This is a genomic window from Psychrobacillus sp. FSL K6-1267 (assembly GCF_038003265.1).
GTDB lineage: Bacteria > Bacillota > Bacilli > Bacillales_A > Planococcaceae > Psychrobacillus > Psychrobacillus faecigallinarum.
On sequence record NZ_JBBOOR010000001.1, the window covers coordinates 296,885 to 319,021 of the forward strand.

Genomic DNA, 22,137 nt, shown 5'->3' on the forward strand with positions numbered 1-22,137 from the left:
GGCTCCGGAAAATTAATCTCCGGAGCCGTTTTTAAATGTTAGTCTGCAACCTTAAACCAACCTTTAACCTGCATAATTTTATCCCATAATGGATCTGGAATGTCCAGTTCCTCTTTTTTGCTTACATACACAGCTGGGAAGATGGTGTCGTCTTCTCCTTTTTCCAGTTTTGAAAACCATTCAGGGTCAGTTACTAGTGCACGTCCAATCGCAACAAGGGGAGTCACCTCTAATGCTTTTTCAACGTCCTCTCTAGTTTCCAAAGTACCAACGCCCATTACAGGAACTTTGTCTCCAATTGCTTCCTGGATAAGTTTAATGCGTGGAGTAGTATCGTTTTCATCACGATTAGAGGAATCAAAGAAATGCCCAAGGGAAACGTGAATATAATCTAGATTTTTCTCAGATAAAACATGTACAAGCTCCAAAGAATCTTCCATTGTAAATCCAGGATCCTGATACTCCTCTGGTGAAAAACGATATCCTATTATGAATGGCTCTGTTGAGTACTGCTTAGCTGCCGTCTGAACAGCCTCAACAATTGCTAACGGGAATGTCATGCGCTTTTCTAAGCTTCCGCCCCATTTGTCTGTTCTACGATTGGAGTGTGGAGAGAAGAACTGGTGGATTAAGTAAGTGTTCGCCCCATGGATTTCTACTCCATCAAATCCTGCCTCAATAGCTCTTCGCGTTGCTTCTTTAAAAGAAGCAATTGTTTTTTCAATTTCTTCTGCTGTCATTTCGCGTGGCACTTCTGCATTGTCGCGTGGAGCAGCAACAGCACTGGCAGATACAGGCTGTTCGCCATTTAACACCTTCGAATTCGATTGTCGCCCGGCATGGAAGATTTGTAGTATAGCCTTTGCTCCATTGTCTTTAATAGCATTTGCTAGCTTTTTCAGACTAGGAATTCTATCGTCAGATTCAGCACCTATTGAGTATTCGAATCCAGCACCAAGTGGCTCTGCATAAGCACACGCTGTAATAACTGCCCCGATTCCACTTTTAGCACGTCGAGCATAATAGATTAGTTCGTCATCTGATATATCGCCATTTTTCTCGGATGAATAAGTTGTCATTGGAGCCATTAAAATTCGATTTTTTAATGTAACGCCAGATGGTAATTTGTATGAATCAAACATAGAAGTATTTCCCATTAAGTAACATCTCCTTTTCATTAAATCAACTATATATATACCCTAAAGGAATGCATTGTAAATTCAAAATAATTGGCCTCAAATCTCCCAGTAGGAAGGTTTTTGCTTATAATCTGTAGAAGGTTACCTGTAACTCACAAAATTTAGGGGTGACCTTTTTGATTCAAGCGGTGTTTTTTGATTTGTTTGAGACACTTATTACGGAATGGAAAGAGGGAGGTAAGAAAGCAAGCTACTCTGTAGAATCTCTTGGATTGGAGGAATCGCTCTATAAAAGAGAATGGCATGCGAGAGTTAATGAAAGAATGGACGGAACTTATCTCGATCATCCTAGTGTTTAAGAGAAATATTAAAAGAAAACGGCCTACCAATTGATGAACAGGCCATCAAAATAATACATGAGCAAAGGGTATTTGTTAAGTCGGTCGCCTTTGAGAATATAGATGAATCTATTATAAAAATGATAGAAAATCTTAAAGCCTTGGATATTAAAATTGGACTTATTAGTAATTGTACTTCAGAAGAGGTAAAAGCCTGGAATAAGTGTTTGTTGCCGTCTTATTTTGATGATGTAGTATTCTCTTACCTAGTGAGAGAGCGTAAACCAAATCCAGCAATCTACCTAATTGCCTGCAACAATCTAAATGTGCATCCTGAGCATTGTTTATTTATAGGAGATGGGGGTTCCGATGAGCTAAGGGGAGCATTTGAGGTGGGGATGAGACCTTACCAGGCTACATGGTTTTTACCGTCTAGCGTAAGTGATCAACTCTACGGATTTCCTAAGTTAAAACAGCCAATGGAGATAATAGACATTGTAAAAGAAAAGGAGTAAAGCTATGGAGGACAAAAAAGATAAATGGGATGCTATTCACCGGTCCTGGCCACTCCCTAAACTACCTTGGACGATGACCCAGACATGGAATGACCTGTTGTTTGTACATTATCCTATTGATCTTAATGTTTTACGAAAAATCGTACCTGACGTACTGCCTTTAGATTCGTTTAATGGCAAAGGTTGGATTGGTGTCGTTCCTTTCCATATGACAAACATTAGGCTGCGTGGAACACCAAGAGTTCCTGGGACCGATCGTTTTGCTGAGTTGAATGTTCGAACTTATGTCACGATAAATGGAAAGCCAGGCGTGTTTTTCTTTAGTTTGGATGCGGAAAATTTACTTGCCGTGAAGTTGGCCCAAACGGTATACCATTTACCTTATATGCATGCAGATATGAAGGTAGTTAGAAGCCAATCGACCATCGAATATTCAAGCAAGCGGCGACATGGTGTAAATGCAAAGCTAGAATGCAGTTACCGTCCTATCTCCCAACCATTCTATGCAGAAGAAGGCAGTTTTGAGGAGTGGCTGACAGAGCGCTATTGCTTATATACGTTAAGTAAAAAAGGGGAGCCACTCCGTTGTGACATACTTCATAGGAAGTGGCCATTACAGCAGGCGGAGGCTGAAATTCGAGTAAATACCATGCTTTCCGAGCAGGGAATCCAGGTGGAAGGCGATGAGCCAGTCCTACATTATTCCAAAAGTATGGAGGTTAGAATGTGGCCATTAGTTTCCGCGATGGACAATTAAGAGTGAAAAAGGAGGAAGTAAGATGAAAAACAGATATCCATTAAAGCTGAATGACAGAATATATTTAATCGATGGTTATGATATGGGATTAACAGAAAGAACAGGTACATATGTCATTCAGGAAGAGAAATTAACAATAGTGGAAACAGGACCAAGTCCCTCGGTCAAGCATTTGAAGGAAGGTTTACAGGAACTGGGATTCTCCTTAGATGAGGTTAAATATATTATTGTGACACATATTCATCTAGATCATGCTGGGGGAGCAGGCCTGTTATTGCAGGAATGTCCTAATGCGAAAGTAGTTGTGCATCCAAAGGGTGCCAGACATTTGGCTGAGCCTGAGCGACTTATTGCAGGCGCAAGAGCAGTATATGGTTCAAAATTTGATGACTTGTTTGATCCTATTGTTGCGATTCCAGAGGAAAGACTGTTAACCAGGGCAGAAGGAGAAACGTTACAGATTGGAGAAAATTGTACACTGACCTTCTTTGATACTCCGGGTCATGCCAATCATCATTTTGGCATTTATGATCCGGTCAGTAATGGCATGTTTTCAGGAGACACGGTTGGAGTTCGTTACGAGCAGCTAGCTAAAGATGGTATTGATCTAGTGCTACCTTCCACTTCACCAAATCAATTCAATCCAGAGGCGATGCAAAAAGCTATCGAGCGATTCCAAAATATGAAATTAAGCTATATTTACTATGGTCACTTTGGAATGACTGCTGATGCAGAAGCAGGACTAGCGCAGGTTTCTGAATGGCTTCCGTTATTCTTGGAAACGGCAAAGGACGTTAAAAGAGAACAAAAAGACCATGAGGAGCTGGCAAAAAGACTTCAGGCATTAGTAAAGGATCATTTAAGAGGGCAAGAGATTCCTGATGACCATGAAGTATATCAAATCATCCAAATTGACACCGAGGTTGGTGCTATGGGGTTATTGGATTATTTGGAGAAGCAACATTAAAAAATTACACAGGGTGTAGAAAAAGTAAAAGTAAGAGATTAACAGAGATATAGTTTTAGGAGGAACAAAATGTTTAAAATATTTTCTACAAAATGCTCCATTTGTCATAGAAAAGCAGGCCCTTACCGTTTGTTTAAAAGTCCAGAGGGAAAGAAGCTGAAACTTTGTTATGGCTGCTCAGAATATGCAACGAGACGAGCTTATAAAAAATTGTCATAAAAGAAAAATATAAGATGTGTAACTAGAGTGGAGGGTCTTGTTGAAGAAAAAAATTTACATCCTTTTAGGAGCTCTCATATCGTTTGTGCTCTTTGTATTGGGAGCTCTCTATTTAAATGAACGGTTATTTCAGGGGGAATATTATCATTACGAAGATGGCGTGACAATTGAGGTGACTAATTCAAGTGATGAAGAACTAACCAATTTAAGTTTTATTATTAACCCACTCTTCCAGGATTTAGGTAGTATCGGAAGTTTGGAGCCTAAGGAGAGTATAAGTCTTTATACTCCCGCTATAAATAAGGTTGGTAATGATCGGAGCTTATATTTAAAGTATCTCAACAACCAAATGAGAGAAGAACAGGTAAGTCTCGCTTATCTAGCCTCGTACAATCCTAGAAAAATTGTGGTTATTTTAGATATAACTGGCAAGAATCATATGGGAAGATTCTTATATCGTGTTAAAGGATTTGATAATGTTAGCCATTTTGAGTATGAAATAACTACTCACGAAGATAATTGAAAAGGATGATCGTGATTTAAGTCACAATCATCCTTTTTAAATAGAATGTATTTGTAATCTTCCATTTTCTAAAAAGCCTGCCGCGATATAACTTCCTTCTGGAAATATAAATGTCCAAGGCATACTAGCTTTAGGAGGGATTATAAGCATCGGTATTGTGAATAGGTGTCTTGCCTTTATCTCGTTACCAATGGCATAGACTAACCGAGTCTGGTCAAAGATGAGCTCCTGATCGGTAAAATTATGTACCAGGACAGTTACAAGAAACTCTTTTTTATAATTGATTGCTTCCCGAATAGGAGTGAAAAGAATATCCTCGATCATCAGGTCTTTCGTTTTCAGAAAAATGAGTTCAATTTGTTCTCGATCCTGGGTAGCTACTGCTTTGTCCCAGGACTTTTCCCATTGTAGCTTCTGCATATTAAATCCCTCCTCATGAAACTAGTTTAGCATTTCTTACGGAAACGGGATAACCATCCAGCCTAAAAAGAAAATAACTGTTTGAAATAGCATGAGAAATACTCCCAAACCAATACCCCATACACCTAGTGATCGGCTAGTTCTTGAAAATAGAGCCAAAACGCTTAAAATAATCGTAAGTCCAACTGCAATTGAGTAAAGGCTATTTATATCAATAGCAAAGTTTGTTAAAATCCCGATGTTTAGAAAAAATAGAGCAGCTAATCCACTTAAAATTCCAATCCAGCCTGCAATGTTTAATATACGATCGAAACGTTTTAATGTGACCAATTCCATAATTTCACCTCACCAATTTTTAATGTCCGTATAACGCTTAGATCCTTTAATCCAAGCAGGTCTTGTTTTGGACCTGTCACTACTACTGCGTATGTCTTCACACCATTTTTTTCTATATATTCAATGCGTTCAGATAGAGCTAAATTCTTAGCGCTAGACACTTCTGTCGCTAATTCTTCATGCTTAACGATAAACTGGAGAATATCGATAAAAGCCTCTTCATTGGAAGCCACATCTCTAAAAGGTGACCAATAAGTTTGATCAAGCTGTATAGGATAACCAATTGGAGAAACGACATCTCCATCCTTACTTAAATTTTTGTCTTCTACACCAGTATCAATAGCTGCCCACACGATATCTACATTAGGCATTAGTTTTTCTATTTCTTCTACATCTACTACATCGTTTAACGAAATGTAGGCCTCTGCTACTGTTTCATCAGGTAAGCCTTCGAGAACCTTCCATTCACGAGAATTATCAATTTCATTGCGATTATCTGGGTGGGTCAACCAAGGATTTGTTTCTGTAGGATGTTTAGCACCCACTCGCTCAAGAGATGTATCCACTTCTTTTTTAGAAAGGCTCCCTAGCGTAAATTGTAAGTTGTAAGTGTTCGCTATATAATCCTCTTCTCCGATACGTTTATACTGGTCGAATCCTAGTTTCATAGAAAAGGGGGTAAATTCCATGTCAAATTCCATTTCCTCTAGTGAAGTGTTGGGTTCCGTCACGTATAATGTGTTGCTCGCAACATCCATTAGTGTTGTAGAGCTTGTACCAAATGCATAGTAGATAAAGGTTAAAAGATAACTGATTGGCACAATGAGTAATCCAGTTGTAAGGGTTGCAAGAATCAATTTCCACCTAGATGAAGAAATACTTCTTCTCATAGATTTTTGTAATTTATTTGTATCAGTTGCATTCTCCCAATCTCTTTTGGAGTTCGCAAGTAATTTCTCATATTCATCCATTTTTCGTTTCCTCCTTTGTCAGTAACAACCTCATTTTCTTTCTCCCACGAAGTAAATGGCTCTTCACTGTATTTAATTTCAAGTCTAATATATTAGCTGCCTGCTCATAAGTGCATTCATGTACGTCACAAAGCATTATTGCCTGCTTTTCATATGGAGATAACTGATCCAATAACTTTAAGAGCGCTCGGTATGATTCTTCCTCCAATACAACTGTCTCGGGGGTATCTATAGTTTGGGTTTTAATATTGTTAGAAGGCTGCGTGTGGTTTTCCTTCCGTATGTAATCTATAAATGTATAGTAGGCCACTTTAAATAACCACGGCTTGATATCTCTAATTTCATTGGAAAGTAAAGCGATGTGGGCTTTATAAAACGTGTCCTGCATTAAGTCCTCTGCGATAGCTTTATTTTTGCACAGAGAATAGATGTAACGATAAATATCGTTCACATACTGTAAATAAAGCATTTCAATGTCCATTTCTTCCCACCTTTCACATTATCCTCGTATGGAGTATTTAAAAAGTTGCAATAAAATAAAAAAATATGTCATACTTTTCAACTTGTTCTGTTTTGTCTATCATTTAACTTAATAGAAAATGACCGTGAGGGAAAGGGGATAGAGAGTATGCCATTAGAAATCGTTCGAAACGATATTACGAAAATGCATGTAGATGCTATTGTTAATGCGGCAAATCGAGACCTCCAAATGGGAGGCGGTGTATGCGGAGCAATCTTTCAGGCGGCTGGATCGACGAGGCTACAAGAGGCTTGTAATAATCTAGGGAGTTGTCCAACAGGCGAAGTTGTAATGACCGAAGCCTTTCAATTAAAAGCTAAATATATTATTCATACAGTAGGGCCAGTATGGGAAGGTGGTTCAAATAAAGAAGAGGAGCTACTAAAGGCATGCTACAAAAATTCATTGGATTTAGCTTCATCATATGGATGTGAATCTATTGCTTTCCCTTTAATTTCTTCCGGTATATACGGTTATCCAAAGGAGCAGGCACTACAAGTTGCAATTTCTACGATAAGTTCCTTCTTAATGAAACATGAAATGCTTGTTTATATCGTTGTGTTTGATAAAAAAGCGTTTAAATTAAGTGAGAAACTGTTTAGGTCTATCGAAGAATTTATCGATGAGCATTATGTAGACGAAATGGATTTAAGCTTCGGGAGGAATAGAAGGGAAAGGTATCTACAAGAAGATTTAATGGAGGTGCAATCCAATCAGACTCTAGAGGAAATGGTAGAGCATATGGATAAGTCCTTCTCCGAGACGCTTCTTTGCTACATAGACGCGAAGGGTATGAGTGATGTGGCAGTATACAAAAGAGCGAATATTGATCGTCGTCTGTTTTCTAAAATCAGAAATAACAAAGATTATACCCCATTAAAGAAAACTGTAGTTGCCTTTGCCATTGCTCTACAATTAGATCTAAAAGAAACAAATGAACTACTAGGAAAAGCAGGCTATACGCTATCTAGAAGTCATAAATTTGATGTTATTATTGAGTACTTTATCCAACAAGAAAACTATAATATATTCGAGATTAATGAGGCCCTGTTTAGTTTTGACCAAGTAATATTAGGAGCATAAAAGAAAAAGAGGGATCCTGACTAGTGTCTGGATCCCCTAATATATTATTTCTTTTTAACTGTAATTGTCCAAGCTGCATCACTTAGCTGTTCGTAGTTAGTGATGTTGTGTCCTTCTTCTGCTGCCCAACGAGGGATGCTTTCAGTAGCCTGTGTACAATCGAACTCAATTACAAGCTCGTCACCTGAGTTTAATTCAGCGATAGCTTCTTTTGCTTCTACTAAAGGGAAAGGACAAACCATTCCCATAACTTCTAATACTTGTTTCATATAAAATCTCTCCTTTTTTATGATAAGTAATTTTTAAAATTGGTGGTTGAGGAGCAGTCTCTCGCACTTATTAAGCTGTTTTTACACTTGCTTTCATTGCTTTGTTTTTTTGGCGTCCACGGACAAATACGAAGTATACCGCAGTCCATGTTCCGAGAATCATAAATACTAAAGCAATCCAACCTTGCCAAGTCATCATGGCAGTCATAACTAAACCATTACCTATAGAGCATCCACCAGCTAAGCTAGCGCCGAAGCCCATTAAATTACCACCCACAAAACTATTAATACCCGTTTTAACATCGGGCATTCTGAAGCGGAACTCGCGGCTGGCTTTTGCTGCGATAAATGAGCCGATGAAAATACCAAGCACTAAAAATACGCCCCAATTGATAAACGCAGTGTCACCGGTAGTTAAATACTGGAGGATGTTAGCGGAAGGAGTAGTAATCCCTAGCCCACCTATACGTCCTGTTGCCACACTTAATGGCCATGCTAAAACTGCAATAGCCCCAACTAAAACTGCTGTTACAAATGGATGCCAGCGTTTTTCAAATAAAATATGTGCTAACCCAGTTCTTTTAGCTTTCAATGATGGAATGAAGACTTTTGGTTTCGTTACTTCTTTATAAATTATCCATCCTACAATAGCAACTAATATTCCTATTAAAATCCATACATTGATTCCAAGTGTTTCGGGAATTGAGTTAGTTGATAGCTGAGGAGAGCTTATTTTATCGTTTAAAGGTACCAATACCCCAGTTTTCATGATTGTAGCCATTAGCATATATCCCGCTAAAGCAATCCAGCTTCCGATTAAGCCTTCTCCAGCACGATACCAAGTACCTGTCGCACATCCTCCTGCTAACACAATACCGATACCAAAAATAAATGAACCTACTATAATTGCTAATAATGGTAGAGTACCAGCATTAAATTCAAAAACGCCTAACTCTATTAATGTATAGACACCTACACTTTGAACGGCAATTGCTATTAATAACGCATAAAACATGCGATTGTCTTTTGTTAAGTACATGTCACGGAAACCGCCAGTCAAGCAAAATCTACCACGTTGCATGACGAATCCCAATAGGGCTCCACAAAATAAGCCTGTAATGAGCATTTGTATCACGTTTATCCCGCCTTCTTTTTAATTCATACTAAACTGATAGGATTATATTACATTGGAACAGTAATTATGACAATGTTTTTGCTCGAAAAAAATGATTGCCAATTTGTGGGGAGAAATATGAATGTCCCTTCGAAAGCGACCTTTTATATAGTAGTAATTGATATTCTACATTTGTAAACAAAAAACAAATGGAGGAAATATAATGAAAAATAATTTAACAGAACTAGTTTTTATATTAGACAAAAGTGGTTCAATGGCAGGGCTGGAGACAGATACTATTGGAGGGTTCAATGCCATGCTTGCGAACCAAAAGAAGGAAGAAGGAGAGGCAATCGTTACAACCGTATTGTTTAACGATAACTATGACCTATTGCATGATCGGATAAATGTTAAGGGCGTTTCGTCAATCACGGAGCAAGATTATCTGGTAGGGGGGATGACAGCTTTACTCGATGCAATAGGATCATCCATACAGAAAATCGGGAATATACAAAAAAGAACTAGCCACGAGGAACGTGCAGATAGGGTATTATTTGTTATTACGACTGATGGGATGGAAAACTCTAGCTGTGAGTACACATATGAAAAAATTAGAGCAATGATTTCACATCAGAAAGAAAAGTATGGATGGGAATTCATATTTCTCGGCGCCAATATTGATGCAATTGCTACTGCGGCTAATTTTGGGATTGCAGAGGAGTTTGCAGTAAAATACCATGCAGACAAAGAAGGAACTCGCTTGAACTACGAATCTGTTAGTAACGTAGTATCCTCCTATCGAAAAGGTACCAACATAGATCGTTCATGGAAGCAGGGAATAGAGAGAGATTTTAATAGCCGCAAGCAACAAAGAAAATAAACATATATATATTAAGGTCAGTCAAACGACTGGCCTTTTGAAATAAAGTAGATGCTTTTGTCTAGATTTCATCATATTGGAGTTCAAATGATAAAAGCTATGATGCTCTTTTATTTTTCTTATAATGTCTACTAGACTAGAAGGGAGTAAAAAGAACAATGATTGGAATTATTTTTTATGCGTATGGAGCTCCAAAATCAAAAGATGATTTACCTGATTTTTTTGCCCACCTTATTCAAGGGAAAGAGGTAACCATAAAGATGATAGGGGACTTTGTTAAAAGATATCGAGAGTTCGGATCCAATGATCCATTGGGTGCACATTCCGAACGCATTGCTCAAGGGTTGGAGAAATTATTGTCTAACTATCCTAAAGACATAAAAGTATATAATGCCTACAAGCATACGTTTCCTTATTTAAATGAGACGCTTAAGAGAATGATAGAAGATGGGGTAGATACCGTTGTTACTTTCTCAGTAAACCCTATATTTTCTCTAAGTGGAGCTGGTGTGTATCAAAAAGAAGTAGAGGATTTCCTAAATCGATCAGGAGAAAATAAAAAGCTTATTCATATCGAAAAATGGAATACTCACCCAGCTATTATTTCTGTTTACGCCGATCGAGTGAGGCGCGCCTACAAGTGGCTTCCGGCACATGTACAGGATGATGCATTTGTATTATTTACCGTCCATAGCCAACCTCTCTACCCAGAAGGAAACGATGATTATATTGAACAATTTCAAGCAATGGCTCAGGCTGTTGCAAGAGAAGCTGGGGTATCTAACTGGATGATGTCTTATCGCAGTGCTAGCAGTAAGGTAGGATGGCTTGGTCCAGATGTCAAGGATACTATCAGGTCGTTAGCAGCAGCGGGCTCTCGAGGATTTGTAACATGCGAGCTTTTATCCATAGTAACTGACATGGAATCCTATTTTGAAATAGGAAGAGATACACAACTTGTTAGCGAAGAGTTAAAGGTAGAGTTTGTCCGTTCTGAATTTCCCGGAGATTCATTTGATACGGTTATTGCATTGGCGGAAATAGTGAAGGAACAAATAACGAAGTGTTAAACAAAAAAAGAACCTCATTTGTCTGAAGTTCTTTTTATAGCTATTACTATTCATACAACGTACTATCTAAGTCCCCATCTTCCTGATAAATAGCGAGAATTCCATTATGATCATTGACGTAAGGCTTTGCCTTTTCAAGCAAGGCTTCCTTGGTATCCTCTGAGAAAATAGCGCGTTCTCCACCATCCTTTAGTAGTACCCAGTCATCCTCTCGGGCTTTTACTTCATATCTTGGTCGGCCGCTATCATCTCCGTTCACTGCCTTCCTAGCCTGAGCAGTTGCAATAGCAATTGCTCTTCCTTCATCCGTGTCATCTCTTAATAATGCATTGGCTATTTCAATAGCCTTCTCTCGAATGTCTGGCTCAAGATTTTTCATTGAATCTGGATAATCATTTTTACTCCACGGCATCCCTATCGCCTCCTTGCTTAAAATTTCCCGAAAACTATTTAATATAAACATACGAGTTGGAAATATTGAAGGAAAAAATAGGAGCACACTTTAAATTAACTAAATATTTTTAATTTATATATATTTAACTTTTCTATTTATGTATAATTTTATATATACCATATTTTGTAAGGGTTATTCGGATGTATCCATCTTTAACTAAACATGAGCAATTGATTGGAGAGGGGCTACTAAATGATTTTACATACACATATTCAGGGAAGTGGAGAGCCGCTTATCTTTTTACATACTGGACTACAGACAGGGGATACTGATTTTGAATATCAAAGGGAGTTTTTCTGCAAAAGCTATCGGGTGTTCTCTCCAGATTTAAGAGGGCACGGTCAGTCGGCTTCAGATGAAATAGAAGACTTCTTTATAGATTCTGCACATGATTTATTAGAAACCATCGAGCATTATGGATTAGCTAAGGTTCATTTGGTTGGATGTTCACTTGGAGCTATTGTGGCTGTACAATTTGCAAGGCTATTTCCAGCTAGCGTTCATACACTTACTGTTTCGGGCATTATGCCTGTTAAACCAAATAACTGGCTTGATTTACATATGCAGGACGTAAGGACTCAGGAAAAGGTTTTGCTAAACGATGAGTTCGTCCCTTATTTCAATCAACTACATTTATCTGATTGGAGGCGGTTCATCTACTTAGGGAAAAAAGAGGATTGGTATCCTTTTGAGGATATGTTATCAATGTATCGATTCCATTTCCCTGTACTTTACATAGTAGGGGAAAACAATGCTCATGAAACCGTGGGAGCAACAATTTATCCGAAAGAAAACAAGCATATACATGTGGCCATAATTCCTTTTGCAGGACATTTAGTGCATGAGGATCAACCGGTTATTTATACAAAAGTAGTGGAGGCATTTCTAAAGAAACATTGATACTGCAAGAAAGAAATGTAACAAGAGTCCAATATTCTCCGCTTGTGAAATTATTATTTTAAACAAGTTTTTTGGATGAGGAGCATATGCTATTGTATATGCAATATGGAAGGGGATCTTATGTATACAAATGCTTTACAGCCTTGTCCTCTAATTAGAACTATTTCCGTTAATGGGGAGGGAACGGTAAAGGTTCCGCCGAATCATGCTTTCCTGCAGGTAGAAGTTAGTACGGAAGGCAACGAAGTAGAGGAAGCTCAACAAAGAAATGCAGCAATTATGAATCAGGTTATTCAATCTATACTGGAGTTAGAAATTCCGAGAGAGAATATTCAAACCGCTGTATATAATATTTTCCCTCGTTACGATTTTGTAGATGGGAAACAGGTTTTCAGAGAATATGAGGTGACTAATGCCATCTCAGTGAAAATACCTGACGTAGGCCTAGTTGGAAAAGTAATTGATACAGCAGTCAGTAATGGAGCTAATCGAATTTCTTCTATAGAATTTCGATTAGATAACGAAGAAACATACTATCAAATGGCACTTAGCAAGGCATTACTTAATGCACAGTCAAAGGCTAAGACGATAGCAGATACGATGAGGCTTTCTGTTGCTCCTCAAGTAATAGAAATAGTGGAAAACAACGAAGGAAGCCCTATAGTGCCGTATAGAATGATGTCACTGGATTCTGCTGTCGGAGCAACTCCTATTGAACAGGGCGTTATCACGATTAAAGCAAATGTTACAGTTAAGTTTCAGTTTTAATAATTATAATTTTTTTTGTATAAAAATACGAAAAGTCCATTTGCATAATACCTTTTTACGACTTATCATGTATTTATGGAGATAAGGGGGGTTCAGGATGGATGCAATCGATGTTCTAACTAACTTAGATAATGTAAAGGTTTATTTTCAACCTATCTTTAGCGCAGACGAGCATGTCGTTGTTGCATACGAGGTTTCTGGCAAACTAAAATACGATGACAAGCTCCTCGACCTAAATAGTTTCGCTTACGATGAGGAGGTTCCCGAAGAATATAGAAATGATGTGGAGCATAAAATCCTCCATATTGCTTTGGGAGAGCTTGTTAATCAGCCAAAGAACTTTGATATTTATCTGCCATGTAATGCTAATTTGCTTGTGCTAGATTACGGAGAAAGCTTCTTTGAAATTATCAAGCACTATATTCCTGAGGAAGAACTTTCTCGAGTGGTTTTAGTGATATCTGAACATGATTTTAAAGGTGATTTTCATCAATTAAATAATGTAGTGCGCTATTTCAAAACTTATGGAATAAAAATAGCCATTAACCAGCTAGGCTCTGAGAGTCATTTAGACTATATTCAAATGCTTGCACCTAATATACTTAAAGTAAATATTGAACAGCTAAGCTATGAATCATGGGGAGTACAAAATGACCTCTTTACATCACTTAGTTCATTGGCGCGTAAAATTGGAGCAAATATGTTGTTCGAAGGTATCGATACTGTCCATCAACTTCAATTTGCTTGGAAGAATAGTGGCAGATACTATCAGGGGAAATATTTGGCTGAAGCAAGTACAGTACTAATTCCTCGTAATCAACTAAAGAAAAGCTTTAAGGATAGATGTCGTCAATTTATTGCTACTGAAAAACGGATATTGGAAGAGAATTTTAATGCATTGAAGGAATTACAAAACAAACTAGAGAAAAAGGTCCAAGCGATTAAATCATCTAGTGAGGATGTAAATCAATTATTGCAATTGGCGGAAGAATTGGGTGAATACTCATTCCGTCTTTATATTTGTGATGAGGAGGGCTTCCAGACATCACCGAATATTGTTCGAATTGATTCCAAATGGCGAATTCAAGAAGAAGCAATTAACAAAAATTGGAGCTGGCGACCATACTTTTTGAAAACCATCATTAAAATGAGAAATGATCAGAGTGGCGTGTTCTCGGATGTTTATAGTGATATTGAAACAGGAGAAATGACGAGAACTTTCTCAGTTCCAATCAATAACAGCGAGTATATTTTTATTGATATTTCCTATGACTATTTATTTAAAAAAAATATATTCAGATAAAAAAAAGCCTGCTTTCTTAAAAGAAAGCAGGCTTTTTTGAAAGTTTTACATCGTCAGTATTTCTAAACTTTAAGACAATTGAATATTAACTCCGTCGAAATCCTATTTCTAAGATTTCGATTTTTTATGTGTGTCAATATAAATTATTATAAAATGATTAACCGGTTTTTTCGAAGAAAATAGGGAATAGCTAGAATATGTCTAAATTGAGTAAAGCTATTAACACACTAAAAAAGAAGGTGTTTTGCATATGAATATACTTTGGGGAATGGCTGGTATTCTTGTTGTTTTAGCGATAGCATTTCTTCTCTCCAATGCCAAAAGGTCAATAAATTTAAGGACTATATTAATTGGCTTAGCCATACAGCTTGTATTTGCATTTATCGTATTAAAGTGGGATTTAGGGCGGAAAGCATTGCTTATGCTTTCAGAAGGGGTACAAAATTTAACTGGGTATGCTAGCGAGGGTATCTCTTTCTTATTTGGTTCACTATCTGATGTTGATCAGTTTGGTAGCATCTTTGTTATACAGGTTTTGACCATTATTATTTTCTTCTCAGCTTTGATTTCTGTTTTATATTATTTGGGCATCATGCAATTTTTCATAAAAATTATTGGAGGAGGACTTTCAAAGCTTTTAGGAACTAGTAGAGCTGAATCAGTATCGGCTGCTGCTAATATCTTTGTTGGACAAACAGAGGCTCCTTTAGTTGTTCGTCCCTTTATTGCAAATATGACAAAATCAGAGCTTTTTGCCGTTATGACTGGAGGACTTGCATCAGTATCGGGATCTGTTTTAGTAGGATATTCATTATTAGGCGTACCTCTCGAATACTTACTTGCTGCGAGCTTCATGGCTGCACCAGCGGGACTGATAATGGCAAAATTAATCTTTCCTGAAACTGAAACAATTGATGATACAAATTTTAAGCTGGAAAAGGATGATTCAAAAGTAAATGTTATTGATGCTGCTGCAAGTGGAGCAGCAGATGGGATGAAACTGGCAGTGAATGTGGGGGCAATGTTATTAGCATTTATTGCTTTGATTGCTCTTTTAAACGGCCTTATTGGCGGAATTACTGGGCTATTCGGCTATAAGGGAGTTACTATAGAAGGTATTTTAGGCTTTATCTTTTCTCCACTAGCTTTTGCAATAGGCGTCCCGTGGTCGGAGGCAGTGGAAGCCGGGTCCTTTATAGGTCAAAAGCTAGTTTTGAATGAGTTTGTTGCCTATAAGTCATTTACTGATGAGATGGCGGGACTTTCCCAAAAAACAAATCTTGTTGTAAGCTTTGCTCTTTGCGGCTTTGCAAATTTGAGCTCTATGGCAATATTGTTAGGTGGATTAGGTTCATTGGCTCCAAACCGACGAGAGGATATTGCACGCCTAGGATTTAAGGCGGTTATCGCTGGAGCGTTAGCGTCATTATTGAGTGCAGCAATAGCGGGAATGTTTTTATAAAATAGAAAAATTATTTGTCGAATAATGATTTTACAAAACCTCCTATGGGACTAGACATAGGGGGTTTTTATTTTGATGAATAAAAGATATTTACCACCACTCATTTTAATTCAACAGTTTCAAACATATAACGACAAAATATTAGGAAATAAGTCGCATTAATTTCATTGACAAAGCTATTGAATGTACAGTAATATTCAAAAAAAGCTTAACTGTAAACCCTTACATAAAAGGAGGAGTCCTAGTGGATCCTATATTAGAGATAAAAAATGTTTCTTTACAATTTGGTGGAGTGAAGGCGCTAGAGGATGTCAGCTACCATATAAACAGAGGGGAGATTTTTTCATTAATAGGGCCAAATGGAGCTGGGAAAACTAGTATGTTGAATTGTATCAGTGGTCTCTATCATCCGACTAGTGGCTCCATTTTATATAATGGACAGGAAATTATAAATATGAAGCCTTATAATCGTACTGCACTAGGGATTGCTAGAGCATTTCAAAATATAGCGTTATTTGCCCATATGTCCGTTCTTGATAATCTAAAGCTTGGAAGACATTCATTGATGAACTCAGGTCCTCTAAGTGGCGGGTTATACGTTGGGAAAGCAGCAAGGGAAGAGATAGAGCATAGAAAGAAGGTAGAAGAGGTAATTGAATTTTTAGAGTTACAGGATATTCGTCATATTCCAGTCGGCACGCTGCCTTATGGATTACAAAAAAGAGTGGAGGTAGGAAGAGCGCTGGCATTAAGTCCTGACTTGATATTATTGGATGAACCAATGGCCGGGATGAATAATGCTGAAAAAGATATTATGTCTCACTTTATCTTGGAAATGCATGAGGTTATGGATATAACGGTAGTATTAATTGAGCATGATTTGGGTGTTGTAATGAATTTATCTGACCATATAGCTGTGTTAGATTTTGGTAGGCGTATTGGTTTTGGAACTCCAGCAGAAATTCAAGAAAATCCAAACGTTATAAAGGCCTATATTGGAGAAGAAACCGTTATTTAGAAAGGGGAAACTAGGAATGGATAGAAAAACATTACCCACTCTTTTAGCGGAAAGGTCTGCTAACCATCAGCAAGAGATTGCTCTAAGACAAAAGCATCTAGGAATATGGAATGAGGTAACTTGGGGAGAATATGTTAAAAAGGTAAATCAACTGTCTATTGTTTTATCTGAATATTTTGATTTTTATAAAGGAGAAAGTCTTGCGATTATTGGGGATAATAGGCCTGAGTGGGTTTATACTCAGCTTGCAGTTCAAAGTTTAGGTGGCGTAGCAGTAGGGATTTATCCAGAATCTTTACCCGAACAGCTTGTATTCTACTTAAATGACTGTCAAGCGCGTATTGTAGTTGTTGAAAATCATGAGCAAGTAGATAAATTATTAGAAATTGAAGAGCAAATACCTTTAATTGAGCAAATAATCTTTTATAACAAACAGGGGATGAGGAATTATAAGCATCCGAAGTTGGTAGATTTTGAGGATTTATTAACGGATGGGATAGCATTGTTGAGAGAAAGAGCAAAATTCTCTTTAGAACCACTTCCAGAGGTTTTCGCAGATGATCCAGCAATCATTGCGTATAGTGCAGCTACATCCGGAACGCCTAAGGGAGTTATTTTAACTCATGCAAATCTTATACAGGCAGCAGTGGGTCTGTTAGCAATAGATAAAGTGAAAACGAAGGATGATTATTTTTCCTTCCTACCTTTTGCATGGGTTCATGAACAGATATTAGGAATAGTAACTCCATTAATAGAAGGAACAGTAGTTAACTTCCCTGAAAGACCCCAAACAGTTTTAGGAGACTTAAGAGAGATAGGGCCACACACATTATTAGCGCCGCCAAGAGTCTATCAATCTATTATGTCTAGCTTTACTAACAGAATGGAAGCATCTAGCAAATTTAAAAAGACTATTTTTAGATACTTTAAGAAATTCGGTGACAAGGTAGCTTATGCAGAATTAAACCAAGAATCTCTTCGATTCATTGATAAAGCCATGTATATATTAGGAGATATGGTCATTTTTAGTGCTATCCGAGACCATTTAGGATTGGCAAGAGTTAAAAGAGCCTATGTTGCAGGAGCGGCATTACATTCAGAAGCGTTTTACTTTTATCACAGCATCGGAGTAAACCTTAAGCAAACCTATGGGGGAACTGAGGTTGCTGGAATAGCCTTTGTCCAAAGAGATAAAGAAGTAAGAGCCGGGAGTTCAGGGAAGGCTCTACCAAATACGATGGCTAAAATTGGCGAGGATGGAGCAGTTTATATTAAAAATACTGCTGTTACAAACGGCAGCGTAAATGGGGAAAATGAACAGGGATTAGACGGATGGATATCCTTAGGGGATTGCGGTCACCTTGAGGATGATGGCCATCTATATATATTAGATCGAATAGAGGATATTATTGTTAACCAAAATGGTGAGGTTATATATCCAAGATTGATAGAAAGTAAGTTGAAGTCAAATCCCTACATTCTAGAGGCAGTTTGCTTTGGTCAAAATAAGCCATATGTTACTGCCATTATAAATATGGATTGGATAAGCGTGGGGAGATGGGCAGATAAGAAAAAAATAACTTATACAGAATATGCGGAGTTGGCCAGACACAGTCAAGTAATAGAGTTTCTTGAACGACAGGTGTCATTACTAATGAATGAATTGCCTGCCTTTGCAAGGGTAAAAAAATTTACTCTTCTACACAAGCCGTTTTCTGTGGATGATGGAGAGCTCACCCGAACCTATAAAATTAGAAGGAAGTTTATAGAAAATCGTTATGAGATGCTAATAGATGGTATGTATACAGAAAAAGAAAACATCTCTATGGGGATGAGTGAGAATGAGGTTTTGCGAGTGGTTCAACTAAATAGAGAGCAGGAGGTGACTTTATGACATTTTTTCTTCAAATGCTTGTCACTGGTGTGGTCGTAGGAAGTATCTATGGACTTGTAGCATTAGGATTCGTGTTGATTTATAGGGCAAGTGGTGCACTAAATTTGGCAAATGGAGAGTTTGTTATTATAGGTCCCTATATTTGCTTAGTTTTGATAACTGCTTACCGTATTCCATTTTTCATTGCATTGCTGATAACACTTATATTCAGCGCACTCCTAGGGCTAATCGTGGAGCGATTAGTTATTAGACCAATACAAAATGCGCCTGTCGTGTCCGTTATTATGGCGACTATTGGACTGTCTAGTTTGTTGGGAGGAGCAGTTCATATGATTTGGGGTCATCAAACAAGAATGTTCCCTAAAATATTCCCGACGACGCCTATAAATATTTCTGGGATTATTATTAGTCCCGTTTATCTTTGGTCCTTCGCAATTGTGATAATTCTACTCACGATATTCCTATTGCTGTTCAAATTCTCTAAAATGGGAATCGCCATGCGAGCGGTAGCGGATGACCGACAGGCTGCTATGTCTATGGGCATAAGTGTGAAATATGTGTATGCAGCGACCTGGACTATAGCTGCTGTAGTTGCGGCGGTAGGTGGAATATTACTAGGAAATATCAATGGACTGAGCCCCACTATGTCAGCTATTGGTTTGACCGTCCTTCCAGTTGTAATTCTAGGTGGATTGGACAGTGTTCTTGGAGCAATTGTAGGTGGTTTTGTAATTGGTATTCTTCAAAATCTGGCGGGAGGATACATAGATCCACTCGTTGGAGGAGGTTTAAAGGAGGTTGCTCCATTTATAGTGGTTTTACTCATCTTAATGTTAAAACCATACGGATTATTTGGTAGTAGAACAATTGAGAGGGTGTGAACCTGTGAGAAACCTGTTTGTTAGAGAAAGTGGAAATTATAAAACCTCCTATTTAGATGACGCCAAAATGTTTGGGACGACCTCTGGCAAGGTCAAGGGTCTATTAATAGTAGCGATAGTCCTCCTGCTCCCATTAGTTACCACCAATTATTGGATAGGCTTGCTTACTTTATGTGCTATCTCGGCAGTTGGGGCAATCGGACTTAATATATTGACCGGTTTTACAGGCCAAATCTCTATAGGAGTAGGAGCATTTTTAGGAGTGGGGGGATACACCTCAGCTATTCTTACTTCCACATATGGATTGAGTTTTTGGATTTCTCTACCACTAGCTGGCATTATTACAGCTTTAATAGGGGGACTGTTTGGAATACCGTCCCTGCGCTTGAAAGGATTGTACTTGGCGATTGCTACTTTGGCTGCACAAGTTATTATTTTATTCGTCATTAGTAGATGGGATAGTTTGACGGGCGGCACTGCTGGGATGGTCTTGAATCGGCCGAAGGTGGGAAATGTGTCTTTGACAAGTAATACACAGTATTACTATCTTTGTGTCATCATTTTATTACTCACAATCATGTATGCCACTAATTTATTGAGAACGAGGACTGGCCGAGCTTTTCTAGCTGTCAGAGACAGAGATATTGCCGCACAAATAATGGGGATTAATTTATTTAAATATAAAGTGATGGCTTTTGCCATAAGTTCATTTTTTGTAGGAATCTCTGGTGCATTGCTTGCACACTATACGATGATTGTAAGTCCCGAGCTCTATAATTTCCATGTATCTATTGAGTACCTTGCCATGATTTTAATAGGTGGTTTGGGAAGTGTGTTCGGTTCTATTTTAGGGGCGGCATTTATCACGCTGCTGCCTGTAATGCTAGGCTCATTCATAGATATTTTGGCAGCATTTATGCCTGATTTCTATCAGTTGTTTTCAGCCTTTAAAGACTTTGTATTTGGAGCGGTGATAATTTTGTTCTTAATCTTTGAGCCAGGGGGACTCGCACATATATGGATCAATATAAAGAAGTACTTTAGGCTTTGGCCATTTTCATATTAGCTAGTTAGTTTTTCATTAGAAGCAAGGGGGATTGAGGATGAAGTTGAGAAGTAATAAATTTATATTCACAATAATGGGTATTCTGTTCGTGTTGCTATTAGGCGCTTGTTCAGAGGAGGGTGCATCCGAAGGCAGTGATGGTGCTAGAAAGGTAGTTGTTGGTGGCCTGTACGATATTACTGGCGGAACTGGGGACGTGGGAACACCATACGCTGAAGGAGAGAAAGCATATTTTAAATATGCAAAGGATAAAGGAGAAATAGAGGGTGTTGATTTGGTGTTAAACGGGAAGGATTATGCTTATTCTATTCCAGAAGCCCAAAAGATTTATCAAGAGCTACGTGATAAGGAGAAAGTCTCTGCAGTTCTTGGGTGGGGAACTGGAGATACAGAAGCATTACGTCAGCAAGTGGCAAGTGATAAGCTTCCATTCTTCTCTGCATCTTATTCAGAGAGCTTGAAAAATCTAGAGGAAAGTCCTTATAACTTCTTAGTTGCAGCATCATATTCAGACCAAGGAAGATCTGTGCTTAAGTGGATTAAGGATAATCATAAAGGATCAGATCCAACGGTAGCACTATTATATAATGATACAGCATTTGGACGTTCTCCAATTGAAGATATTAAAGCCTATGCAGCGGAAATTGGTATTAAGATAGTGGATGAACAAATAGTGGATGTTCAAGCTACAGAGGCGCAATCTCAATTACTGAATATGGAGAAGAAAAATCCAGACTATGCAATTATCCAAGAAACATGGGGTGCAACGGCAACAATTCTACGGGATGCTAAAACCCTAAATATAGACACTCAATTCATCGGCTTGAATTGGGCCTCTGGTGAAGGAGTTATTACAATGGTAGGAGAAGAAGTGGCAGAGGGCTACATTGGTATTCTTTCTCACGCTCTACCATACGAGGATCATCCAGGAATGACAGAGGTGGAGGAATATTTAAAATCTGAGGGAAAAACAATAGAGGATATCAATCAAAAGTTTATCCAAGGCTGGTCGGCCGCCAAAATCATGGTTGCTGGTATAGAAGAAGCTGCTAAAAAGCATCCAGATGGTGATATAACAGGAGAAGAGATCCGATCTGGTCTTGAATCTTTAAAAGAATTTGATCTTGGTGGACTTGGAGCACCTGTAAGCTTTAGCGCTGACAATCATACAGGTACGGAGCAAACTCGTCTAGGAATTGTGAAGGGTGGTAAATGGGAACCTTTGACGGATTACTTTAGCTATAAGGACTAAAATAGAAAAGAGGAACTG

25 protein-coding genes are annotated in these 22,137 nt (G+C 38.1%); 17 read left to right on the forward strand and 8 right to left on the reverse strand.

Going from position 1 to position 22,137, the window contains the following annotated elements; all coding sequences use genetic code 11:
- Positions 1-38: 38 nt before the first annotated feature.
- Positions 39-1,157 (reverse strand): NADH-dependent flavin oxidoreductase, encoded by a 1,119-nt coding sequence (locus MHB55_RS01500; protein ID WP_340862397.1) that lies wholly within the window; start codon positions 1,155-1,157, stop codon positions 39-41.
- A 158-nt stretch (positions 1,158-1,315) separates the two neighbouring features.
- Here MHB55_RS01500 and MHB55_RS01505 point away from each other — a divergent pair, with 158 nt between their 5' ends.
- The 5 genes from MHB55_RS01505 (at position 1,316) to MHB55_RS01525 (ending at position 4,458) form a co-directional block, all read left to right on the forward strand.
- Positions 1,316-1,498, forward strand: coding sequence for a hypothetical protein (locus MHB55_RS01505; RefSeq protein WP_340862398.1), 183 nt, complete (start codon positions 1,316-1,318; stop codon positions 1,496-1,498).
- Positions 1,499-1,542: 44 nt separating this feature from the next.
- A complete protein-coding gene (locus MHB55_RS01510) occupies positions 1,543-1,992 on the forward strand; it encodes an HAD family hydrolase (protein ID WP_340863948.1) in 450 nt (149 codons plus the stop codon).
- 4 nt (positions 1,993-1,996) lie between these two features.
- On the forward strand, positions 1,997-2,749 hold the full coding sequence (locus MHB55_RS01515) for a YqjF family protein (RefSeq protein WP_340862399.1): 753 nt from the start codon (positions 1,997-1,999) through the stop codon (positions 2,747-2,749).
- Between the two features lie 22 nt (positions 2,750-2,771).
- Complete coding sequence (locus MHB55_RS01520; protein WP_340862400.1) at positions 2,772-3,716, forward strand: MBL fold metallo-hydrolase; 945 nt, start codon at positions 2,772-2,774, stop codon at positions 3,714-3,716.
- Between the two features lie 259 nt (positions 3,717-3,975).
- On the forward strand, positions 3,976-4,458 hold the full coding sequence (locus MHB55_RS01525) for a hypothetical protein (protein ID WP_340862401.1): 483 nt from the start codon (positions 3,976-3,978) through the stop codon (positions 4,456-4,458).
- A gap of 36 nt (positions 4,459-4,494) precedes the next feature.
- On the opposite strand, the gene MHB55_RS01530 is transcribed toward MHB55_RS01525, so the two are convergent.
- Genes MHB55_RS01530 through MHB55_RS01545 form a run of 4 tightly spaced genes read right to left on the reverse strand, consistent with a single transcriptional unit; the run spans position 4,495 to position 6,666 of the window.
- The gene (locus MHB55_RS01530) at positions 4,495-4,878 is read right to left on the reverse strand and encodes an SLAP domain-containing protein (protein WP_340862402.1); all 384 of its coding nucleotides are present in this window, start codon (positions 4,876-4,878) and stop codon (positions 4,495-4,497) included.
- A 36-nt stretch (positions 4,879-4,914) separates the two neighbouring features.
- The gene (locus MHB55_RS01535) at positions 4,915-5,214 is read right to left on the reverse strand and encodes a hypothetical protein (protein WP_144538435.1); all 300 of its coding nucleotides are present in this window, start codon (positions 5,212-5,214) and stop codon (positions 4,915-4,917) included.
- The gene (locus MHB55_RS01540) at positions 5,196-6,185 is read right to left on the reverse strand and encodes an anti-sigma factor (protein ID WP_340862403.1); all 990 of its coding nucleotides are present in this window, start codon (positions 6,183-6,185) and stop codon (positions 5,196-5,198) included. Before MHB55_RS01540 ends, MHB55_RS01535 begins: the two co-directional genes overlap by 19 nt.
- Positions 6,178-6,666 carry a sigma-70 family RNA polymerase sigma factor gene (locus MHB55_RS01545; RefSeq protein WP_340862404.1) on the reverse strand — a complete coding sequence of 163 codons (489 nt, stop codon included), beginning with the start codon at positions 6,664-6,666 and terminating at the stop codon, positions 6,178-6,180. The genes MHB55_RS01540 and MHB55_RS01545 overlap by 8 nt, the downstream gene beginning before the upstream one ends.
- Positions 6,667-6,813: 147 nt before the next feature.
- Between MHB55_RS01545 and MHB55_RS01550 the strand changes: the two genes are divergently transcribed.
- On the forward strand, positions 6,814-7,788 hold the full coding sequence (locus MHB55_RS01550) for a macro domain-containing protein (protein ID WP_340862405.1): 975 nt from the start codon (positions 6,814-6,816) through the stop codon (positions 7,786-7,788).
- A gap of 44 nt (positions 7,789-7,832) precedes the next feature.
- Here the strand turns inward: MHB55_RS01550 and MHB55_RS01555 are convergent, their stop codons facing one another.
- Together MHB55_RS01555 and MHB55_RS01560 are read right to left on the reverse strand one after the other, a co-directional pair.
- Positions 7,833-8,057 carry a sulfurtransferase TusA family protein gene (locus tag MHB55_RS01555; RefSeq protein ID WP_144538438.1) on the reverse strand — a complete coding sequence of 75 codons (225 nt, stop codon included), beginning with the start codon at positions 8,055-8,057 and terminating at the stop codon, positions 7,833-7,835.
- 70 nt (positions 8,058-8,127) lie between these two features.
- Positions 8,128-9,183, reverse strand: coding sequence for a YeeE/YedE family protein (locus MHB55_RS01560; protein WP_340863949.1), 1,056 nt, complete (start codon positions 9,181-9,183; stop codon positions 8,128-8,130).
- A 211-nt stretch (positions 9,184-9,394) separates the two neighbouring features.
- Here MHB55_RS01560 and MHB55_RS01565 point away from each other — a divergent pair, with 211 nt between their 5' ends.
- Together MHB55_RS01565 and hemH are read left to right on the forward strand one after the other, a co-directional pair.
- On the forward strand, positions 9,395-10,051 hold the full coding sequence (locus tag MHB55_RS01565; RefSeq protein ID WP_340862406.1) for a vWA domain-containing protein: 657 nt from the start codon (positions 9,395-9,397) through the stop codon (positions 10,049-10,051).
- Between the two features lie 158 nt (positions 10,052-10,209).
- Positions 10,210-11,121 (forward strand): ferrochelatase, encoded by a 912-nt coding sequence (gene hemH, locus MHB55_RS01570; RefSeq protein WP_340862407.1) that lies wholly within the window; start codon positions 10,210-10,212, stop codon positions 11,119-11,121.
- A gap of 46 nt (positions 11,122-11,167) precedes the next feature.
- Here hemH and MHB55_RS01575 read toward each other — a convergent pair whose 3' ends face one another.
- Entirely contained in the window at positions 11,168-11,533 is a 366-nt protein-coding gene (locus tag MHB55_RS01575; protein WP_340862408.1) for a hypothetical protein, read from the reverse strand.
- 234 nt (positions 11,534-11,767) lie between these two features.
- Between MHB55_RS01575 and MHB55_RS01580 the strand changes: the two genes are divergently transcribed.
- The 9 genes from MHB55_RS01580 to MHB55_RS01620 all read left to right on the forward strand — a co-directional run bounded on the left by MHB55_RS01580 (position 11,768) and on the right by MHB55_RS01620 (position 22,119).
- Positions 11,768-12,475, forward strand: coding sequence for an alpha/beta fold hydrolase (locus MHB55_RS01580; RefSeq protein WP_340862409.1), 708 nt, complete (start codon positions 11,768-11,770; stop codon positions 12,473-12,475).
- A 120-nt stretch (positions 12,476-12,595) separates the two neighbouring features.
- Positions 12,596-13,243 carry an SIMPL domain-containing protein gene (locus MHB55_RS01585; protein ID WP_340862410.1) on the forward strand — a complete coding sequence of 216 codons (648 nt, stop codon included), beginning with the start codon at positions 12,596-12,598 and terminating at the stop codon, positions 13,241-13,243.
- Between the two features lie 97 nt (positions 13,244-13,340).
- Positions 13,341-14,546, forward strand: coding sequence for an EAL-associated domain-containing protein (locus MHB55_RS01590; RefSeq protein ID WP_340862411.1), 1,206 nt, complete (start codon positions 13,341-13,343; stop codon positions 14,544-14,546).
- Between the two features lie 250 nt (positions 14,547-14,796).
- Positions 14,797-16,008: a NupC/NupG family nucleoside CNT transporter gene (locus MHB55_RS01595; protein ID WP_144538445.1), complete on the forward strand. Its 1,212-nt coding sequence runs from the start codon at positions 14,797-14,799 to the stop codon at positions 16,006-16,008.
- A 244-nt stretch (positions 16,009-16,252) separates the two neighbouring features.
- Complete coding sequence (locus MHB55_RS01600; RefSeq protein WP_144538446.1) at positions 16,253-17,026, forward strand: ATP-binding cassette domain-containing protein; 774 nt, start codon at positions 16,253-16,255, stop codon at positions 17,024-17,026.
- A 16-nt stretch (positions 17,027-17,042) separates the two neighbouring features.
- On the forward strand, positions 17,043-18,920 hold the full coding sequence (locus tag MHB55_RS01605; protein ID WP_151111580.1) for an AMP-dependent synthetase/ligase: 1,878 nt from the start codon (positions 17,043-17,045) through the stop codon (positions 18,918-18,920).
- Positions 18,917-19,801, forward strand: coding sequence for a branched-chain amino acid ABC transporter permease (locus MHB55_RS01610; RefSeq protein ID WP_144538448.1), 885 nt, complete (start codon positions 18,917-18,919; stop codon positions 19,799-19,801). Before MHB55_RS01605 ends, MHB55_RS01610 begins: the two co-directional genes overlap by 4 nt.
- A gap of 4 nt (positions 19,802-19,805) precedes the next feature.
- Positions 19,806-20,867 (forward strand): ABC transporter permease subunit, encoded by a 1,062-nt coding sequence (locus MHB55_RS01615; protein ID WP_144538449.1) that lies wholly within the window; start codon positions 19,806-19,808, stop codon positions 20,865-20,867.
- Positions 20,868-20,904: 37 nt separating this feature from the next.
- The gene (locus tag MHB55_RS01620; protein WP_340862412.1) at positions 20,905-22,119 is read left to right on the forward strand and encodes an ABC transporter substrate-binding protein; all 1,215 of its coding nucleotides are present in this window, start codon (positions 20,905-20,907) and stop codon (positions 22,117-22,119) included.
- Positions 22,120-22,137: the final 18 nt, after the last annotated feature.

What these genes read in the sequence shown, in the direction of transcription:
- MHB55_RS01610 (WP_144538448.1), top strand. Translation starts at nt 18,917, where the DNA reads ATGACATTTTTTCTTCAAATGCTTGTCACTGGTGTGGTCGTAGGAAGT.
- MHB55_RS01535 (WP_144538435.1), bottom strand. Translation starts at nt 5,214, where the DNA reads ATGGAATTGGTCACATTAAAACGTTTCGATCGTATATTAAACATTGCA.
- MHB55_RS01530 (WP_340862402.1), bottom strand. Translation starts at nt 4,878, where the DNA reads ATGCAGAAGCTACAATGGGAAAAGTCCTGGGACAAAGCAGTAGCTACC.
- MHB55_RS01545 (WP_340862404.1), bottom strand. Translation starts at nt 6,666, where the DNA reads ATGGACATTGAAATGCTTTATTTACAGTATGTGAACGATATTTATCGT.
- hemH (WP_340862407.1), top strand. Translation starts at nt 10,210, where the DNA reads ATGATTGGAATTATTTTTTATGCGTATGGAGCTCCAAAATCAAAAGAT.
- MHB55_RS01520 (WP_340862400.1), top strand. Translation starts at nt 2,772, where the DNA reads ATGAAAAACAGATATCCATTAAAGCTGAATGACAGAATATATTTAATC.
- MHB55_RS01580 (WP_340862409.1), top strand. Translation starts at nt 11,768, where the DNA reads ATGATTTTACATACACATATTCAGGGAAGTGGAGAGCCGCTTATCTTT.
- MHB55_RS01540 (WP_340862403.1), bottom strand. Translation starts at nt 6,185, where the DNA reads ATGGATGAATATGAGAAATTACTTGCGAACTCCAAAAGAGATTGGGAG.
- MHB55_RS01575 (WP_340862408.1), bottom strand. Translation starts at nt 11,533, where the DNA reads ATGCCGTGGAGTAAAAATGATTATCCAGATTCAATGAAAAATCTTGAG.
- MHB55_RS01500 (WP_340862397.1), bottom strand. Translation starts at nt 1,157, where the DNA reads ATGGGAAATACTTCTATGTTTGATTCATACAAATTACCATCTGGCGTT.
- MHB55_RS01560 (WP_340863949.1), bottom strand. Translation starts at nt 9,183, where the DNA reads ATGCTCATTACAGGCTTATTTTGTGGAGCCCTATTGGGATTCGTCATG.
- MHB55_RS01555 (WP_144538438.1), bottom strand. Translation starts at nt 8,057, where the DNA reads ATGAAACAAGTATTAGAAGTTATGGGAATGGTTTGTCCTTTCCCTTTA.
- MHB55_RS01550 (WP_340862405.1), top strand. Translation starts at nt 6,814, where the DNA reads ATGCCATTAGAAATCGTTCGAAACGATATTACGAAAATGCATGTAGAT.
- MHB55_RS01515 (WP_340862399.1), top strand. Translation starts at nt 1,997, where the DNA reads ATGGAGGACAAAAAAGATAAATGGGATGCTATTCACCGGTCCTGGCCA.
- MHB55_RS01605 (WP_151111580.1), top strand. Translation starts at nt 17,043, where the DNA reads ATGGATAGAAAAACATTACCCACTCTTTTAGCGGAAAGGTCTGCTAAC.
- MHB55_RS01590 (WP_340862411.1), top strand. Translation starts at nt 13,341, where the DNA reads ATGGATGCAATCGATGTTCTAACTAACTTAGATAATGTAAAGGTTTAT.
- MHB55_RS01595 (WP_144538445.1), top strand. Translation starts at nt 14,797, where the DNA reads ATGAATATACTTTGGGGAATGGCTGGTATTCTTGTTGTTTTAGCGATA.
- MHB55_RS01565 (WP_340862406.1), top strand. Translation starts at nt 9,395, where the DNA reads ATGAAAAATAATTTAACAGAACTAGTTTTTATATTAGACAAAAGTGGT.
- MHB55_RS01585 (WP_340862410.1), top strand. Translation starts at nt 12,596, where the DNA reads ATGTATACAAATGCTTTACAGCCTTGTCCTCTAATTAGAACTATTTCC.
- MHB55_RS01620 (WP_340862412.1), top strand. Translation starts at nt 20,905, where the DNA reads ATGAAGTTGAGAAGTAATAAATTTATATTCACAATAATGGGTATTCTG.